The organism is Paraburkholderia hospita, assembly GCF_002902965.1.
In the GTDB taxonomy this organism is placed as follows: domain Bacteria; phylum Pseudomonadota; class Gammaproteobacteria; order Burkholderiales; family Burkholderiaceae; genus Paraburkholderia; species Paraburkholderia hospita.
Window position 1 is genome coordinate 29,845 of sequence record NZ_CP026106.1, and the last position, 15,961, is coordinate 45,805.

The 15,961-nt window shown below is 63.5% G+C and carries 18 protein-coding genes; 11 read left to right on the forward strand and 7 right to left on the reverse strand.

Annotated features, from left to right (window positions below):
- Positions 1-30 precede the first annotated feature (30 nt).
- The gene (gene hpnA, locus C2L64_RS18430; protein ID WP_007582944.1) at positions 31-1,041 is read right to left on the reverse strand and encodes a hopanoid-associated sugar epimerase; all 1,011 of its coding nucleotides are present in this window, start codon (positions 1,039-1,041) and stop codon (positions 31-33) included.
- Positions 1,042-1,231: 190 nt separating this feature from the next.
- Between hpnA and C2L64_RS18435 the strand changes: the two genes are divergently transcribed.
- Positions 1,232-1,528, forward strand: a complete 297-nt coding sequence (locus tag C2L64_RS18435) for an acylphosphatase (protein WP_007582945.1) — start codon at positions 1,232-1,234, stop codon at positions 1,526-1,528.
- A gap of 79 nt (positions 1,529-1,607) precedes the next feature.
- Here the strand turns inward: C2L64_RS18435 and egtD are convergent, their stop codons facing one another.
- Positions 1,608-2,588: an L-histidine N(alpha)-methyltransferase gene (gene egtD / locus C2L64_RS18440; RefSeq protein WP_007582946.1), complete on the reverse strand. Its 981-nt coding sequence runs from the start codon at positions 2,586-2,588 to the stop codon at positions 1,608-1,610.
- A gap of 486 nt (positions 2,589-3,074) precedes the next feature.
- Here egtD and rarD point away from each other — a divergent pair, with 486 nt between their 5' ends.
- Positions 3,075-3,965 (forward strand): EamA family transporter RarD, encoded by an 891-nt coding sequence (gene rarD, locus C2L64_RS18445; RefSeq protein WP_007582947.1) that lies wholly within the window; start codon positions 3,075-3,077, stop codon positions 3,963-3,965.
- 40 nt (positions 3,966-4,005) lie between these two features.
- Here the strand turns inward: rarD and C2L64_RS18450 are convergent, their stop codons facing one another.
- Positions 4,006-4,551, reverse strand: coding sequence for an Mpo1 family 2-hydroxy fatty acid dioxygenase (locus tag C2L64_RS18450; RefSeq protein ID WP_007582948.1), 546 nt, complete (start codon positions 4,549-4,551; stop codon positions 4,006-4,008).
- Between the two features lie 98 nt (positions 4,552-4,649).
- Here C2L64_RS18450 and C2L64_RS18455 point away from each other — a divergent pair, with 98 nt between their 5' ends.
- Positions 4,650-5,363 carry a Crp/Fnr family transcriptional regulator gene (locus tag C2L64_RS18455; RefSeq protein WP_007582949.1) on the forward strand — a complete coding sequence of 238 codons (714 nt, stop codon included), beginning with the start codon at positions 4,650-4,652 and terminating at the stop codon, positions 5,361-5,363.
- A 193-nt stretch (positions 5,364-5,556) separates the two neighbouring features.
- Positions 5,557-7,278 (forward strand): tetratricopeptide repeat protein, encoded by a 1,722-nt coding sequence (locus C2L64_RS18460; RefSeq protein ID WP_007582950.1) that lies wholly within the window; start codon positions 5,557-5,559, stop codon positions 7,276-7,278.
- 23 nt (positions 7,279-7,301) lie between these two features.
- Here the strand turns inward: C2L64_RS18460 and C2L64_RS18465 are convergent, their stop codons facing one another.
- The 3 genes from C2L64_RS18465 to C2L64_RS18475 form a co-directional block, all read right to left on the reverse strand.
- Entirely contained in the window at positions 7,302-7,559 is a 258-nt protein-coding gene (locus tag C2L64_RS18465; RefSeq protein WP_007582952.1) for a hypothetical protein, read from the reverse strand.
- A complete protein-coding gene (locus tag C2L64_RS18470; RefSeq protein ID WP_039900676.1) occupies positions 7,552-8,310 on the reverse strand; it encodes a DNA/RNA non-specific endonuclease in 759 nt (252 codons plus the stop codon). The genes C2L64_RS18465 and C2L64_RS18470 overlap by 8 nt, the downstream gene beginning before the upstream one ends.
- Positions 8,311-8,535: 225 nt before the next feature.
- Positions 8,536-8,895 carry a DUF3564 domain-containing protein gene (locus C2L64_RS18475; RefSeq protein WP_007582956.1) on the reverse strand — a complete coding sequence of 120 codons (360 nt, stop codon included), beginning with the start codon at positions 8,893-8,895 and terminating at the stop codon, positions 8,536-8,538.
- Between the two features lie 221 nt (positions 8,896-9,116).
- On the opposite strand from C2L64_RS18475, the gene C2L64_RS18480 reads away from it, so the two are divergent.
- From C2L64_RS18480 to C2L64_RS18490, 3 genes are all read left to right on the forward strand, one after another.
- Positions 9,117-9,539 (forward strand): rubrerythrin family protein, encoded by a 423-nt coding sequence (locus C2L64_RS18480; RefSeq protein ID WP_007582958.1) that lies wholly within the window; start codon positions 9,117-9,119, stop codon positions 9,537-9,539.
- 276 nt (positions 9,540-9,815) lie between these two features.
- On the forward strand, positions 9,816-11,153 hold the full coding sequence (locus tag C2L64_RS18485; protein WP_007582959.1) for a heterodisulfide reductase-related iron-sulfur binding cluster: 1,338 nt from the start codon (positions 9,816-9,818) through the stop codon (positions 11,151-11,153).
- Between the two features lie 22 nt (positions 11,154-11,175).
- On the forward strand, positions 11,176-11,757 hold the full coding sequence (locus C2L64_RS18490) for a DUF3501 family protein (RefSeq protein ID WP_007582961.1): 582 nt from the start codon (positions 11,176-11,178) through the stop codon (positions 11,755-11,757).
- Here the strand turns inward: C2L64_RS18490 and C2L64_RS18495 are convergent.
- Entirely contained in the window at positions 11,754-12,218 is a 465-nt protein-coding gene (locus C2L64_RS18495; RefSeq protein WP_007582963.1) for a GNAT family N-acetyltransferase, read from the reverse strand. The two genes, C2L64_RS18490 and C2L64_RS18495, sit on opposite strands and share 4 nt — an antisense overlap.
- Before the next feature lie 102 nt (positions 12,219-12,320).
- On the opposite strand from C2L64_RS18495, the gene pdxR reads away from it, so the two are divergent.
- The 4 genes from pdxR to C2L64_RS18515 all read left to right on the forward strand — a co-directional run bounded on the left by pdxR (position 12,321) and on the right by C2L64_RS18515 (position 15,879).
- On the forward strand, positions 12,321-13,790 hold the full coding sequence (gene pdxR, locus C2L64_RS18500) for a MocR-like pyridoxine biosynthesis transcription factor PdxR (protein ID WP_007582965.1): 1,470 nt from the start codon (positions 12,321-12,323) through the stop codon (positions 13,788-13,790).
- A 51-nt stretch (positions 13,791-13,841) separates the two neighbouring features.
- A complete protein-coding gene (locus C2L64_RS18505; protein WP_007582967.1) occupies positions 13,842-14,174 on the forward strand; it encodes an ArsR/SmtB family transcription factor in 333 nt (110 codons plus the stop codon).
- On the forward strand, positions 14,171-14,707 hold the full coding sequence (locus tag C2L64_RS18510) for an SRPBCC family protein (RefSeq protein WP_007582969.1): 537 nt from the start codon (positions 14,171-14,173) through the stop codon (positions 14,705-14,707). The genes C2L64_RS18505 and C2L64_RS18510 overlap by 4 nt, the downstream gene beginning before the upstream one ends.
- A gap of 83 nt (positions 14,708-14,790) precedes the next feature.
- Positions 14,791-15,879, forward strand: a complete 1,089-nt coding sequence (locus tag C2L64_RS18515; RefSeq protein WP_007582970.1) for an alpha/beta fold hydrolase — start codon at positions 14,791-14,793, stop codon at positions 15,877-15,879.
- The last annotated feature ends 82 nt before the right edge of the window (positions 15,880-15,961 follow it).

Below are 15,961 nucleotides of genomic sequence, written 5' to 3' on the forward strand. Positions count from 1 at the left end.
CCAATGCGCTCGCCGCTTTATGCCCAGACGTCACGCTTTCAGATAGCCCGCCTCGCGAAACCAGTCGAGCGCGTCGCGCAAGCCTTCGCGATACGGCCGAGCGCTGTAGCCAAGCTCGCGCTCCGCTTTCGCCGACGTAAAGTACATTTTGTTCTTCGACATCTTCAGCCCGTCGACGGTGACGAACGGCTCGCGCTTCGTGAACTTCGCGACGGCTTCCGCGCCCATCGCGAGCGGATAGAGCGGCCAGCGCGGCAGCGCGATGGTCGGCGGCTTGCGTCCGACGATGCCGGCGATATCCGCGAGCATCTGCTGCAGCGGCAGATTCTCGCCGCCGAGAATGTAGCGCTCGCCGATCTTGCCGCGTTCGAGCGCGAGGAAGTGACCCATCGCGACATCGTCGACGTGCACCAGGTTCAGCCCCGTATCGACGAACGCGGGAATCTTGCCGAGCGCCGCTTCGACGATGATGCGACCCGTCGGCGTGGGCTTCACGTCGCGCGGGCCGATAGGCGTCGACGGGTTGACGATGACGGCGGGCAGGCCGTCGTTCGCGATCATCCGCTCGACAGCACGCTCCGCGAGCACCTTGCTGCGCTTGTACACGCCGATCGCCTGCTGCGGCGTCATCGGCGAGGTTTCGTCGACCGACGCGCCCGAGCCCGTCACCTTCAACGTCGCGACGCTACTCGTGTACACGATGCGCTCGACGCCTTCCTTCAGCGCGGCGCGCATCGTCGCTTCCGTGCCTTCCAGATTCGAGCGCTCGATCTCGAGCGGGTCCGGTGCCCACAACCGGTAATCGGCCGCGACGTGCAGCAGATAGCGCACGCCGCGCAGCGCTGCGCGCATCGACGCCTCGTCGCGCATGTCGCCGACCGCAATCTCCGCATCGAGCGATTCGACATTGCGGCGCGGGCTGGTCGGACGCACGAGCACGCGCACGGCGAAGCCCTTTTGCTGCGCGATGCGTGCGACGGCCGAGCCGACGAAACCGGATGCGCCGGTGACGAGTACGAGATCGCGAGTCTGATCGGTCATTGCTTGCCGTGTTCCTGATTGCTGCCTGACGGGCGCATGGTTGAAGGTTTGCAGAGGTCGGATTGTACGTGCTGCCGATCGCGCGCGCCGTGCTCGCGGGCTCGGCGTGTCGAGGCGTGCGCGAGCAAAGCGCGCGCGGCGCGACTAGAATGCCCGCGTAAACTCATGAAGGCATAAAGGAGGGAAGAGCATGTCCGGCACGGATCTCGATTCGCGGATCGAAACGTATTACGTGCGGGTGCGCGGCATGGTGCAGGGCGTTGGCTTTCGTCACGCGACGGTGCGCCAGGCGCATGCGCTGGGTATTCGGGGATGGGTGGCGAATCGGGAAGACGGTTCTGTCGAAGCGATGTTGCAAGGTCCGGCGAACCAGCTCGACCGGATGCTGTCGTGGCTGCGTCACGGGCCGCCGATGGCGCGCGTGACGGAAGTCACGCACGAAGAGCGCGCCAGCGACAAACGTTTCGAGCGCTTCGAACAGCACTGACACAAGCGGCTTGTAAAAAAGCGCGCGGGCGTGAGCCTCGCGCGCTTCTTGTTGCTCACCTCAACGTCACGCAACGCCATCAGCGCGCCACCAGCAGGCTTTCCGCAAAGCCCCAATCGCGCTCGATCCATTGATGACTGCAAGTGAAGCCCGCGTCGTCGGAGATCGCATGCAGTTCTTCCGGACGATACTTGTGGCTGCTCTCCGTCCAGATCGTCTCGCCTTCCTGTAGCTCGACGGTCAGCCTGGCCGCACGCACCTGCGCGCTCACGCGCCGCTTCGCGCGCAGATGCATTTCGATGCTGCGCACGTCCGGATTGAAGCGCGCGACGTGTTCGAACGCATCGAGCGGAAAATCGCCGTCCAGCTCGCGGTTGATCCGCGCGAGCAGATTCAGATTGAATGCGGCCGTCACGCCGATGGGATCGTCGTACGCGGCGATCAGCACGGGCACGGGCTTCTCGAGGTCAGTGCCGAGCAACAGCGCATCGCCGGGCGCGAGCATGTTGCGGATGTCGCGCAGAAAACGCGTGGCCGCGAGCCGCCCGAAATTGCCGATAGTGCTGCCGAGAAACAGCACGAGCAGTGGCTCGTCTTTCGCGCGGCGCTTGCTCACCTCGGCGAGCCCCGCGAGATAGTCGCGCTCATAGCCGACGATCGAAATGCGTTCGATATCGCCGAGTTCGCGGCGGCACAATTGCAAAGCCGTGCGCGAAATTTCAATCGGGCTGTAAGTAGTGGGGCGCTTTTTACAGAGCGCTTCGAGGATGCGGCGCGTCTTGCGGCCGCTACCGCTGCCCAGTTCCGCGACGATCGCATCGTGCGGCAAATGCGCGACGATATCGCCCGCGTGTTCCGCGAGCAGCCGTTCTTCGGCGCGCGTGACGCCGTATTCGGGCAGCGCAGTGATCACTTCGAACAGCGCCGAACCCACTTCGTCGTAAAGATACTTCGACGGCAATTCCTTCTGGGGCTGTTTGCTGAGGCCAGCGCGAACGGCGGCGGCGAACTCCGGCGATACGTCGTGCGATAGATGTTGCGATACGGCTGGCTGAGTCATGTTGGCTCCGTGTTGTCTCGTTCCAGTGATGACTTGCGGACTGCGGAAGAGCGAATGCGTTGGAGTGAGTGGACCGGCAAGCGTTCAAGCGTGAGCGCGTTCGATGACGGGCGCGTGTCTGCCTTCTGTGCCTTCTGGCGCCTGATCACGCGGCAGCAAATTGAAAGCTGGGCGGGCGTGGCATGAACGGAACACGGAAGCAAGAAGCAGGCTAAAACGGCAGCCTCGTGTTTCCGCCGATGAGTCGCCGACGGCGTGCGGCGTGGATATGAAACTAGTTTTTATAGTGCATCGGACGTGAATATGCACGGACGCAATGTGGCGGAAAAAGACGGACGATCCCCGCACTACCGCTAGAATGCGCGCTTCGCGCGACGAAGCGGGCTTCACATCGGGCAACGCTTGCGCCGCGCTGTTAAAACAAGACTTAACTATGGACGACGCATCTCGCGGCGTCGCGCCTGACCTCACGCAGCGGACCGGCCGATGAACGCCTATCAACCGGGACGCGGCATCGCGTTGTCCGTGAGCGCATCGACGCTCTTTGCACTGATGTCCGTGTACGCAAAGCTGCTCACGCCGTTGACGGGGCTCGATATCTTCGCGTGGCGGGTGATCTGGACCGTGCCGGGCGCTTTCGCGCTGATTGCCTTGCGCTCGCGGCTGCCGCAACTCAAGGCGCTGTCGATGCGCGTGATCCGCGAGCCGCGCACGGCGCTTTTGCTGGCCGTCAGCGCGGCGTTGCTTGGCGCGCAGCTATGGGTGTTCCTGTGGGCGCCGCTGCATGGCCGGATGCTCGAAGTATCGCTCGGCTATTTCCTGTTGCCGCTGACGATGGTGCTGCTCGGCCGCTTCTACTATCACGAGCGGCTGGAGCCGTTGCAGTGGCTCGCGGTCGGGTGCGCGGCGCTCGGCGTGTTGCACGAACTGTGGGTGACGCGCGCGTTCTCGTGGCCGACGCTGCTTGTTGCGATCGGTTATCCGCCATATTTTGTGTTGCGCCGCAAGATCAACGCCGATTCGCTGACGGCGTTCGCGCTCGAGATGTCGCTGCTGCTGCCGTTCGCACTCGCGATGGCGCTCCACGGCGGCTCGCTCGCGCTGCTGTCCGGTCGCGTCGACATGTGGCTGCTGTTGCTGCCGGGACTCGGCGCGCTGAGCACGGTCGCGCTCGCGACATATCTGAAAGCGAGCCGTTTGCTGCCGATGGCGCTATTCGGCATTCTTGGCTACGTGGAGCCGGTGTTGCTGGTGATCGTGTCGGTGACGCTGCTCGGCGAGTCCTTGACGGCTCAGCAGCTTGGAACGTACGTGCCGATCTGGATCGCGGTGGGGCTGACTGGTTTACATAGCGCAAGGCTGCTCGCGCCGCGTTGAAAGCCTGCGAGGCCACCGGGTAGCGCAGACGGCCGCTCCCTCACGACCGATGACGCGGGACCCCATGCGCTGCCTCGACCCGCGTCGGGCCCGCCTTGGCTTCGATTGCCGCGCGCAACGCGGGCCGCCAGCCGAATGCGAATAGCGCTTCAGCGAGCACGAACAGCGGCCCGATCAGCAGGCCGATCACATCGTCGATGAATGCGGGCTTGCGATGCTCGTACGCGACGTGTCCCACGAACTGGAATACCCAGCCCACCACGAACAGGCCGATGCCCGATGCAAGCCACGTCAAGGTGGGCTGCTGCGCAAGCCACGCGCCGCACGTTACGCACAATACCGACACGACGGCCATCATCAAACCGAGCGGCACATCGAGCACGAAGTAGTAGATCACGCTCAGGCCGAACAGCACCCACGCCGGCGATACCGCCAACGGCAGCCCAGCAACCGTCCACGCGGGCCGGCTCAGCAGCACGGCGAGCGCGAGCACGATCATCGGAATGCCGATGAAGTGCGTCGCGATGTTGCGGCGGTCGCGATGATAGGCGGCGTATTGCGCGAGCTGGTCAGTGAGCGTTCTCATGGATGCCGTTCCTTGTCGAAAGTCATCATAATCGCGGGCGGCGCGCCGCGACACTTTCGGCTAGCCGACAATTCAACCGCCAAAGCGCGCTTCGAACGATGACATCGACTGAGCTTTTCAATCTGCTCGACCGCAGCGCCTGGTTTCGCGCCGCGCCCGATGCATTGCGCGCGCAACTAATCGAGCTCGGCCGCACGCGAGGGTTGCCGGCGGGCCAGCGCCTTTTCAATCGCGGCGATGCCGACGACGGCTTCTATTGCGTGCTCGACGGATTGATGCGGATTGGCTCGATCACCGCGAGCGGCAGGGAAGCGCTGCTCGCGGTGATCGAGCCGGTGAACTGGTTCGGCGAGATCGCGCTGTTCGATGGCCAGACGCGCACGCACGATGCCTATGCCGAGCGCGACACGCTGCTGTTTCATGTGCCGCGCGCAGCGCTCACGGCGCTGCTCGAACGCACGCCCGCGTTCTGGCATGCGTTCGGCCTGCTGCTCACGCACAAGCTGCGCCTCGCGTTCGATGCGATCGAAGAGGCCGCGCTGCTGCCCGCTGCGCAACGCGTCGCGCGGCGTCTGTTGCTGATGGCGGGCGGATACCGCGGCGGCGCGGGTGCGCTGCGGCGCGTGCTCAAGGTGCCGCAGGAAGACCTCGCGATGATGCTCGCGCTGTCGCGTCAAACCACGAACCAGATACTCAGGCAGTTTGAAACGCAAGGCGCGCTCGCGCTGCGTTACGCGGAGATCGAGATCGTCGATGCGCAAAAGCTGCGAGCCTTCGCGGTATCGACGAACGACGATGCCGAGCGCGCCTGATCGCGCATAGTGCGACACCAATCCGACGGACTTTAGAGATAGGTCATCGGCCGGCCAAGGTACCATCGCCTATACTTTTTTTGCCGCCGTTTGTCGCTGTAGCCGCGCATCTTCTCATTCCCGCTCGCCCGCCAGGCCAGGCCGATGCTGCGCGGCGCATCTCCAGAACTATTAAGAATTCCAAAGGATTGAAATGAATCCGTCAGTTCCCGCGCTATCGCCCGGCGAGCGCTATCAGGCGTCGGTGTCGCTGTATTCGTCGGGGCGTCTCGCGGAGGCGCTCGCACTGCTCGACGAGATGCTGCAGCGCGATCCCGCCCATGCGGAAGCCATGCACCTCGCAGCCGTTTGCCTGAACGACCTGTATGACGAAGCAGACGCAAAGAACCCAAAGCCCGTCGTCGACGACACGCTCGATCTGGCCGAAGCGCACAACGATCTGGGCGGCTGGTTTTACGGACGCAAGCAGTTGACGCAGGCCGAGCACGCGTACCGCCGCGCGCTGTCGATCAAACCCGATCTGACGAAGGCAATGAACAATCTCGGTCTCGTGCTGCGCGATCTCGGGCGCGAGCTGGAAGCCGAAGCCTCATTCCTGCACGCGCTCGCCATCGCGCCCGACTACGTGATGGCACGCAACAACCTCGGCGTGCTGCTATGGCAGCTCAAGCGCCTGCCGGAGGCGGAGGCCGCGTATCGGGACGTCGTCAGCCGTCAGCCGGGCGACGTCAGCGCGCACAACAATCTCGGCTTGCTGCTGCTTGAACTCAACCGTGTGCCGGAAGCGGAGCAGGCGTGCCGCCAGGCGCTGGCCCTCAATGCCGATGTGCCCGAAGCGCACAACAATCTCGGCAACGTGCTGTGGCAGCAAGGCCGCATCGCGGAAGCCATTGCCGCATACCGCCAGGCGCTGGCGCTGCGGCCCGACTACGTCGGCGCGAAAGCGAACCTCGCGTTGCCGCTGCTGTGCGTCGGCGATTACGTGCAAGGCTGGGCGCTCTACGAGTCGCGCTATCACGAAGCGGTCGGCACGCGCAGCGTGTTTCCGCCGCCCGTGCCGTATCCGCAATGGCGCGGCGAGCCGCTGCACGGTAAATCGCTGCTCGTGTGGCCCGAGCAGGGCTTCGGCGATGGCCTGCAATTCTGCCGGTATGTGTCGATGCTGAAGGCGCGTGGCGCGGGGAAGGTGAGCGTCGCTTGTCCGCCGCCGTTGCGGCGGCTGTTCGATAGCCTCGAAGGCGTGGACACGGTGTATTCGCTCGATGGCGAGACGACGATTCCCGCGCACGACACCTGGTGCTTCGTGCTGAGCCTGCCGATGCTGTTCGGCACGACCGTCGACACGATTCCCGCGCCGATGCCCTATCTGCGGGCGCCCGCCGCGCTCGCGCAGCACTGGCGCAGCAGGTTGCCGGAAGGCGGGTTCAAGGTCGGCCTGGTCTGGGCAGGCGATCCTCGCCCGCACGATCCCAGCTCGAATGCGATCGACCAGCGCCGTTCGCTGACGGCGATGTCGTACTTGCCGCTGCTGCGCGTGCCCGGCGTGACGTTCGTGAGCTTGCAGAAAGGCGCGGCGACCCGCCCGCAGATTGAAGACCTGCCCGCCGGGTTTCGCCCGTTCGATCCGATGGACGACGTGCAGGATTTCGCCGATACGGCCGCCATCGTCGAAAACCTGGATCTGGTGATTACGGTCGATACGTCGATGGCGCATCTGGCGGGGGCGCTCAACACGCCCGTCTGGATTCTGTCGCGCTATGACGCGTGCTGGCGCTGGTTCCGCGACCGGGACGATTCGCCGTGGTATCCGACTGCGCGGCTTTTCCGGCAAACGTCACCCGGCGACTGGGAAAGCGTGTTCGAGCGGGTCGCGCAGGCGCTGGCGAGCCTGCGCGAGCCCGCCGTGTCGCACTGACGCTTGATGCTCCGCGCCGGACGCTAGAACGGATTGTCGATCACACCCGGCTTCGCGTCGGGCTCTTCCTTCACCTGCTCCGGCAGATGCGATTCCGCCTGAAGCGCGGCGACGATGCCGTCGAGCGCTTCTTTCAGCGCCAGCGCCGCTTTCAGACCGCGCTTGTCCTTCGTGATCGCGAGCGTGCCGTTCACCACGACGCGCGTGGTGCCGTTCGACACCGTCAGCGCGTCGCCCTGGATGTTGAGCACGTCGTCGTCGTTCGAATACGCTTTAAACACCTTTCAGCCCTCCCGGACGCTGGTCTTTCAGGCCTTCCGGAATGCCCGGAAAGCGGATGCCGCTCATCGCTTCGAGTTCATGCACCGACTTCACGTCGTAGTGGTCGGTGGCGACGTTGTCCGCGACGATCGCGAACGCGAGTTTCTTCGACGGCACGTAGACGACCTTGAACAGCTGCGTCGGCACGAACACGCGCGTCGGTCCGATGGTCTGCAACTGTCCGCCGATGAACATCGGGCCGGTGACCACGTAGATGTCGTCGTACTTCATCGACAGCTTGCGCACGGCCGTTTCGATGCGCGACCACATGCGCTGATTGTTCTCGCGGTTCTGCGGCACGATGTTCGCGAGCGAGAACGATTGTGCCATCGCCTCCGCGTTCCATCGGTTGCCAGCCGGGCTCATATGGCCGCGATCGAAACCGCTGCGCTTGTAGTCGGCGAGCGTCGCGCCTTCGCCGTCGGGCAGGCGCGCGTCCTCGAAGAACTTGTTGGTGCGCACCATGTCTTTCGCGGCTTCGATGTGATCGCGCGTCAAATGCTCGGCGGACCACAGCGGACCATGTGTGATGCCTGAATGCAGAACGGCGAAATCCGAGTAGCACAGCATGCGCGACTTCGGCGTCATTTTCGCGTTCGTCAGCACGGGCCATTGGGCGTTGGGCGTGAAATCAGTGCATGACGTTGCCGCCCATGCGTGAGTCGCGTGACTCGCGGCCACGATAAGCAGGCTGACTAACCACTTCTTCATAGATCAGAAAGGCGAATGAGGGGCCGCAAGTATAGCCGCGCGACCTATGCGCAATGCAAGGGCTTACACGCCGTTACGCGACATCGCATCGAAGTATCGGCAAAACGGTCACGACGCGTTGCCGCACGGCAATTTCTCCGTGCTCGACGGCGAGAGGAAGGAGTGATAGAGGAAAGGCCCGCGTCCGCCGGGGACGAGCGGCGCGGGCATCGATACGAAGCAGGCTTAGCGTCCGAACACGCTGTGCTCGGCGTTGACGGGCAGGCGGTCAACGGCCTGCAAGCGCCAATAGCCATTCATGGGCGCGTGCGTGCGGTCCGACGACCACGCCGCGCTGCCTTGTGCCGAGCTGACCCGCTGCCGTCCGTCCACGTGCAGGCCATTCAATGTGCATAACGGCGCTTCTGCGCTCGGCGCGCAGAGTTTAGTGACGCCGTTCTCGTCATGGAGTTCGCCCCATGGGGGCAGGTCGATCCCATCGTGTGCTTCTCTCGACCAGCGATGTTCGTCGGTATCGAGCCAGAGCACGGCGTAATCGTGATTGACGGTGGGGTCCGAACCGTTGATCAATATGGTCAGCCGCATGCAGAAATCCCCCGGTGAAAGAGTTGAGTAGGTGCGCTTCCTCAGTCTACTTCTGTCCACCCGTTATGCAAGGCAAACAGCTATCGGTCGGATTGAAAAACCCAATTGGGAACGCATCACCGAACTCCTAGATTTAAGGCACGGCTCAGGTGCGCGCGTCTGGCCGGTCGTTGCCGTCAGAAACGCGCGCTCCCACATACAGGTTTTGGATGGAGGCTCAGATGGCGCAACTCAAGGGTTCGAAGACGGAGGAGAATCTGAAGGCCGCATTTGCGGGTGAATCACAGGCCAATCGCCGCTATTTGTATTTCGCAGCGAAGGCCGATGTCGAGGGACAGAACGACGTCGCGGCGCTATTCCGCTCGACGGCGGAAGGCGAGACGGGCCACGCGCATGGCCACCTCGAATATCTGGAAGTCTCGGGCGATCCGGCGACGGGATTACCGTTCGGTTCATCGCGTCAGAATCTGCAAGCGGCCATTGCGGGCGAGACGCATGAATACACCGACATGTACCCCGGCATGGCAAAGGCCGCGCGTGAAGAAGGCTTCGACGAAATCGCGAACTGGTTCGAAACGCTGGCAAAGGCGGAACGCAGTCATGCGAATCGCTATACGAAGGCGTTGGACGCGCTGGTCGATTGAGTTGCACGCGCCGGCTGCGCGGCTGGCGCGTGTTGTCGCTTCCGTTTGGTGCGGGCCTGGCATGCAGACGGACGCGATAGTGCGGTACAAACGCGAGACGAAGTGAGACGATCACGATTTCGCGCAGCGCATGCGGAAAAAAGTACGAACGCGCTTACGAGAAAGTAGCGCATAAAAAACCCCCACAGCATTGCATGGGATGGGAGTAAGTCCGCCCGCCATGCCATGGGACCAGAGCAAGGTGCCAACGCCGGCTGGTCCAAGGAGACGCACGCCATGCCTCACAAGGAAGGCAGTCTCGAAGCGCCCATTCGCCATCCGCTCGACTGGCAATCGGACGCGTTCTACGATCCGGATGCGATCGATCAGGAATTGACGCGCGTGTTCGACATCTGCGCCGGCTGCCGCCGATGCGTGTCGCTATGCGGCGCATTTCCCGCACTGTTCGACCTCGTCGACGAAACGGATACAGGCGAGGCGCACGAAGTCGACAAGAAGAAGTTTGGCGCCGTCGTCGATCAATGCTATCTGTGCGATCTGTGCTACATGACGAAATGTCCCTACGTGCCGCCGCATCAATGGAACGTCGATTTTCCGCACCTGATGCTGCGCGCGAAGGCTGCCGCCTTTAAGCGGGGAGACGTACCGTTGCGCGACAAGTTCCTGTCGAACACCGACGCGCTCGGCACGTTCGCCGGCATTCCCATCGTTACGCAGACGGTCAACGCGGTGAATCACACGCACGCGGCGCGCGGCTTGATGGAAAAGGCGCTCGGCGTCGACAAGGACGCGTGGCTGCCCGACTTCGCAACGCGCAAGTTTCGCAGCAACGCGAAGAAGTCGCCGCAGGTGCAGACCAAGGACGGCGAGCGTACGCCCGGCAAGGTCGCGATCTACGCCACCTGCTACGTGAATTTCAACGAGCCGGGCATCGGTCACGACCTGCTGGCCGTGCTTGCGCACAATGACATTCCCTACGAACTGGTATCGAGCGAGGCGTGCTGCGGCATGCCGTTGCTGGAGCAAGGCAACCTGCAAGGTGTCGCGGCGAAGAAAGAGAAGAACATGCCCGTGCTCGCGCGCTATGCGCGCGACGGCTACGCGATCATCGGCGCGATTCCGAGTTGCGTGCTGATGTACAAGCACGAGCTGCCGCTAATGTTCCCCGACGACCTGGACGTGCGCGCCGTCAGCGAAGCGTTCTGGGACCCGTTCGAATACTTCATGGCGCGCCATCGCGATGGTCTGCTGAAGACCGACTTCAACACGCCGCTCGGCAAGGTGTCGTATCACGTGCCCTGTCATGCGCGCGTGCAGAACATCGGACGCAAGACGTCGGAGACGTTCGCGCTCGTGCCGGATACGCAGGTGACGGTCGTCGAGCGATGCTCGGGTCACGCAGGCACGTTCGGCGTGAAGAAGGAATTTCACGCGATGGCGATGAAGATCGGCACGCCCGTCTTCAAGGCGATGGCGCAGCCGCAGCCCGACTACATCTCATCCGATTGCCAGCTTGCCGGTCATCACATCGAACAGGGTTTCGACGAAAACAGTTTGCCGAAGACGCCGCTCGCGCATCCGTTGACGCTGCTGCGCAAGGCGTACGGCCTTTGATCTTCAATTTGCGAGGATAACGATGAGCATCGCGAGGAACTCCCTGTTGTCGCTCGAAAACTATGCGAAGCAGCGCAAGACGATGCGCGAGCGGATCATCGAGCACAAGAAAAGCCGCATCGTCCGGTTGGGCAATCACCTGACTTTCCTGTTCGAAGACGAACTGACGATCCGCTATCAGATCCAGGAGATGCTGCACATCGAAAAGATCTTCGACGAGGACGGCATTCAGGGCGAACTCGAAGCGTATCTGCCGCTCGTGCCCAACGGCAGCAACTTCAAGGCGACGCTGCAGATCGAGTACGAAAACGAAGTCGAACGGCGTGCGGCGCTCTCGCGGCTGATCGGCATCGAGGACAGCGTATTCATGCGGGTGGACGGCGACGAGTCCGTCTACGCGATCTCCGACGAAGACCTCGAACGCGAGAACAACGAGAAGACCTCAGCCGTGCATTTCGTGCGCTTCGAACTGACGCCTTCGATGAAATCGCGCCTGCGAGACGGTGCGGCGTTGCTTATCGGCTGCGATCACCCGGGCTATCCCGTCAACTTGCAGCCGATTGTGGACGACGTGCGCCGCTCGCTCGTCAAGGACCTCGCTTAAAGCGGCTTCCGATAGACGACGAAGCCCGACAGGTCCGCGATCTTGTCGTAAAGCTGCATGGCCGTTTGATTCGATTCGTGCGTGAGCCAGTACACGCGTTCGGCGCGCGCGGCCTTCGCCGCTGCGTAGACGGCTTCGATCAACGCACGGCCCACACCCTTGCCGCGCTCGGATTCGAGCGTGAACAGATCGTGCAGATAGCACGTCGGTCCCGCCATCAGCGTGCTGCGGTGATACAGGTAATGCACGAGGCCGGTCAGCGTGCCGTCGGCGCGCTCGGCCACCATCGCGTGCATTGGCTCCAGTCCGTCGAAAAAGCGCGCCCACGTCAGTTGCGTGATTTCGCGCGGCAGCGCTGTTGCGTCGAAGCGGCCGTAGAAACGGTTATAGCCGTCCCACAACGGCAGCCATGCTTCGTAGTCGGCGGGAACGACAGGGCGGATCTTCACAGCTTGCGTCACGAGTAGCGCTCCTTTCCTGGATCGACGGGTATGGACGAAGCATAGGGTTTCTGTGGCACCATTGTTAGCTCCACATCGAATACAAAATCTGGAGCCACGCAATTGGACTACGGGCTGTTGATGTCGCGCTTCGCGAGCCAGGCGGCGGGCCGCAGGCTCACGCAGCAAACGCTGCTTTACGAAAGCCTGCGTCACGCCATCCTGAACGGCGACATTCGTCACGGCAGCCAGCTCGTGCCGACACGTGCGCTCGCCGAGCAACTCGGCATCGCGCGCAACTCAGTGCTGTATGCATACGAACGGCTTGCTGAAGAAGGCTTCATCGCGGCGAGCCGTCACGGGTCGGTCGTCAGTTGCGTCGCGCTGCCTTCGGCGAATGCGGAAGACGCCAACCTCGCGCCCGTCAGCCGTCTGTCGCGGCGCGTCGCCAGTCTGCCGCACGATCGCGCCGCGCGCGGCATGCGTTCGCCGTTTCAGGCGGGCGTGCCCGCGCTCGATGAATTTCCCGTTGCGCAATGGCGAGCGTCGATGGAGCGCGCATGGCGAGCCGTCGATGCTCGCGACCTCGGCTACGGCTATCACGCGGGTCATCCGTCGCTGCGGCGCGCGGTGGCCGAGTATGTGCGCGTGTCGCGCGGCGTGCGCTGCTCGGCCGATCAGGTGTTCATCACATCGGGCACGCATACGAGCCTCGACCTGTGCGCGCGCATGCTCGCCGATCCCGGCGATACCGCATGGCTCGAAAACCCAGGCTATCAGGGCGCGAGGATCGCGTTCCAGGCGGCGGGCCTGAACATCGTGCCGATTCCCGTCGACGCCGCCGGACTCGCGCCCACGGAAGCACACTGGCAGCGGACGCCGCCGCGCCTCGTCTACATCACGCCGTCGCATCAATATCCGCTTGGCAGCGTGCTGAGCCTGGAGCGGCGCTGGTCGATCATCGACAATATCGTCGAGCGCGGCGCGTGGATCATCGAGGACGACTACGACAGCGAACTGCGCCACAGCGGTCCGCCGCTGCCATCGGTTCAGGGCCTGCGCGATGCGGCGCCCGTCGTCTATCTCGGCACCTTCAGCAAGACGATGTTTCCGGCGCTGCGCATCGGTTTCATGATCGTGCCGGCCAGCCTCGCGCCGGAGATCGGCGGCGTGATTGGCGAAATGTCGCGGCAAGGGCGTATCGCGGATCAGGTCGCGCTCGCGGATTTCATCGAAAGCGGCAAGTACGCGCGCCATTTGCGACGTATGCGCCGCATCTACCAGCAGCGGCGCGAAGCGATGGTGAGCGCGATTTATACGCACATGCACGATCTCGTGACGGTTTCATCGGATGGCAGCGGCATGCATCTGACGATGCGGCTCGATGCGCCGCTGCAGGATCGTGATGTAAGCGCCGCGTTGCGCGAGCAAGGCATGTCGGTTTCGCCGTTGAGCACGTACTGCCATCAAGGCGAGGACGCCGAACGCTACAACGGTTTCATGCTCGGCTACGCGGGCGTACGCCCCGAGAAGGCCGACCGGCTCGTTGCCGAACTCGGCGCGGCGATTCGCACGTTGATGCGAGACAAATAATATTCAACTGAATGGTTGAATAACGTCGAAACCCTGCCTATACTCGGGCCGATGAACGAGTCCGCTCTCGACGGCGTGTTTCGCGCGCTGTCCGATCCCACCCGGCGCGCGATGCTTGCGCAGCTCGCCACCGGCGAACGCAGCATCGGCGAACTGGCTGCGCCGTTCGCGATGTCGTTCGCGGCGGCGTCGAAGCACGTCAAGGTGCTCGAAGGCGCGGGGCTGATCCAGCGCCGGGTGCAAGGGCGCTCGCATATTTGCCGGATCGACCCGGCTCCCCTCGCTGCCGCCGACGCGTGGCTGCGTTTCTACGAACACTTCTGGAGCAGCCGGCTCGACGCGCTCGAAGACCTGCTGAGCAATCCCGATGGAGGGTCACGATGAACCAGAACGAACCACTCGGCGTTTTCGACGGCACACAGGTCGTGCGCTTCGAACGTCTGCTGCCTGGCCCGATCGAGCGCGTGTGGGCGTATCTGACCGAGTCCGACAAACGCACCCAGTGGCTCGCATCGGGCGCGATGCCGACGCAGCCCGGCGGCGACTTCATGATGCGTTTCGATCACTCGCTGTTGTCGGCGTCGCCTGAGATTCCGCCCGAGCCGTATCGGCAGTACGCGGGCGGACATGATTCGCTGCATCGGCTGTTGCGCTTCGAGCCTCCGCATGTGCTCGCGTTCACATGGGGCAGCATTCAGGACAATCTGTCGGAAGTGACCTTCGAGTTGTCGGAGGCGGGCGATCAGGTGAAGCTCGTGCTCACGCATCGCAACCTGTCCGGCCGCGACGAGCAACTCGATGTCGGTCCGGGCTGGCACAGTCATCTCGACGTGCTGCGCGAGCGTCTGAACGGCACTGCGCCCGCGTCGTTCTGGACGATGTTCGAGAGAATCAAGGCGCGCTACGACGCGCTCTGAGGTTTGCGCGGCACGCCCGCACGTCGGTTTCCGTCATCGTGTACGATCGCAGGCCATCGCGTACACGTTGACGGAGACCAACAGTGTTTCGTTCGATTCTCACTCGCCTTGCATTACTGACGGCTTTCGCATTCGCGCAGACCTTGCCTGCTGCCCACGCCGCCGACGCTTCTACCGATCCCACCGAACATGCCGCCGACTTCATCGCGCATGACTTCCATTTTTCCGACGGCACGATCTTTCCCGACCTGCGCATCCATTACGTGACGCTCGGCACGCCGCAGCGCGACGCGCACGGCGAGATCACGAACGCCGTGCTGTTGCTGCATGGCACGACGGGCACGGGCAAGGCGTTTCTCACGCCGCTGATGCGCAAGGAACTGTTCGCCGCCGGCGAGCCGCTCGACACCCAGCGCTACTTCATCGTGATTCCCGACGGCCTCGGGCGCGGCGGCTCGTCCAAACCGAGCGACGGCTTGCGCACGAAGTTTCCGCACTACGGCTATGGCGACGTCGTCGAAGCGAATCACAGGCTGCTGGTCGAAGGGCTGAAGGTGCGGCATCTGAAGCTCGTGCTCGGCACGTCGATGGGCGGCATGCAGACGTGGATGTGGGGCGAGCGTTATCCGGGCATGGCCGACGCGCTGATGCCGATCGCCAGCCAGCCGATTGCGATGGCGGGCCGCAACTGGCTGTGGCGGCAGATGATCGTCGGCGCGATCCGCAGCGATCCGGGCTGGCAGGACGGCAGCTACACCACGCCGCCGACGCAATGGACGCGCGTGATGCCCGTCTTCACGCTGATTACGGGCAACGCGGCACGCATGCAGGAACAGGCGCCCGACCGTGCGACGGCGACGCGCATGACGGAATCGATCGTCGCGGATGCGGCGAAGACCGATCCCAACGACGTGCTGTACTGGTTCGAGTCGTCGTGGGATTACAACCCCGAGCCGGATCTCGGCGCGATTCGCGGCCGCCTGTTCGCCGTCAATTTCGCCGACGATCTGATCAACGCCACGGATCTGAACGTGATGCAGCGGCTGATCGGCAAGGTGCCGCAGGGGCGCTATGTGGAGATGCCGGAGACGGCGCAATCGTACGGACATCAGACGCTCGCGCACCCCGAGGTGTGGAAGCCTTACCTGATCCAGCTGATGAACGGCGGCTGAAGCCCGCACGGGAGGCCGGCTGCGTCTCCCGCGCGGCGAGTGAGATAATCCACATTCGCCCCAAAATGCAGAGCTGGAGAAC

Coding starts and splice junctions, on each gene's coding strand:
- hpnA (WP_007582944.1), bottom strand. CDS start 1,041: ATGACCGATCAGACTCGCGATCTCGTACTCGTCACCGGCGCATCCGGT.
- C2L64_RS18435 (WP_007582945.1), top strand. CDS start 1,232: ATGTCCGGCACGGATCTCGATTCGCGGATCGAAACGTATTACGTGCGG.
- egtD (WP_007582946.1), bottom strand. CDS start 2,588: ATGACTCAGCCAGCCGTATCGCAACATCTATCGCACGACGTATCGCCG.
- rarD (WP_007582947.1), top strand. CDS start 3,075: ATGAACGCCTATCAACCGGGACGCGGCATCGCGTTGTCCGTGAGCGCA.
- C2L64_RS18450 (WP_007582948.1), bottom strand. CDS start 4,551: ATGAGAACGCTCACTGACCAGCTCGCGCAATACGCCGCCTATCATCGC.
- C2L64_RS18455 (WP_007582949.1), top strand. CDS start 4,650: ATGACATCGACTGAGCTTTTCAATCTGCTCGACCGCAGCGCCTGGTTT.
- C2L64_RS18460 (WP_007582950.1), top strand. CDS start 5,557: ATGAATCCGTCAGTTCCCGCGCTATCGCCCGGCGAGCGCTATCAGGCG.
- C2L64_RS18470 (WP_039900676.1), bottom strand. CDS start 8,310: ATGAAGAAGTGGTTAGTCAGCCTGCTTATCGTGGCCGCGAGTCACGCG.
- C2L64_RS18475 (WP_007582956.1), bottom strand. CDS start 8,895: ATGCGGCTGACCATATTGATCAACGGTTCGGACCCCACCGTCAATCAC.
- C2L64_RS18480 (WP_007582958.1), top strand. CDS start 9,117: ATGGCGCAACTCAAGGGTTCGAAGACGGAGGAGAATCTGAAGGCCGCA.
- C2L64_RS18485 (WP_007582959.1), top strand. CDS start 9,816: ATGCCTCACAAGGAAGGCAGTCTCGAAGCGCCCATTCGCCATCCGCTC.
- C2L64_RS18490 (WP_007582961.1), top strand. CDS start 11,176: ATGAGCATCGCGAGGAACTCCCTGTTGTCGCTCGAAAACTATGCGAAG.
- C2L64_RS18505 (WP_007582967.1), top strand. CDS start 13,842: ATGAACGAGTCCGCTCTCGACGGCGTGTTTCGCGCGCTGTCCGATCCC.
- C2L64_RS18510 (WP_007582969.1), top strand. CDS start 14,171: ATGAACCAGAACGAACCACTCGGCGTTTTCGACGGCACACAGGTCGTG.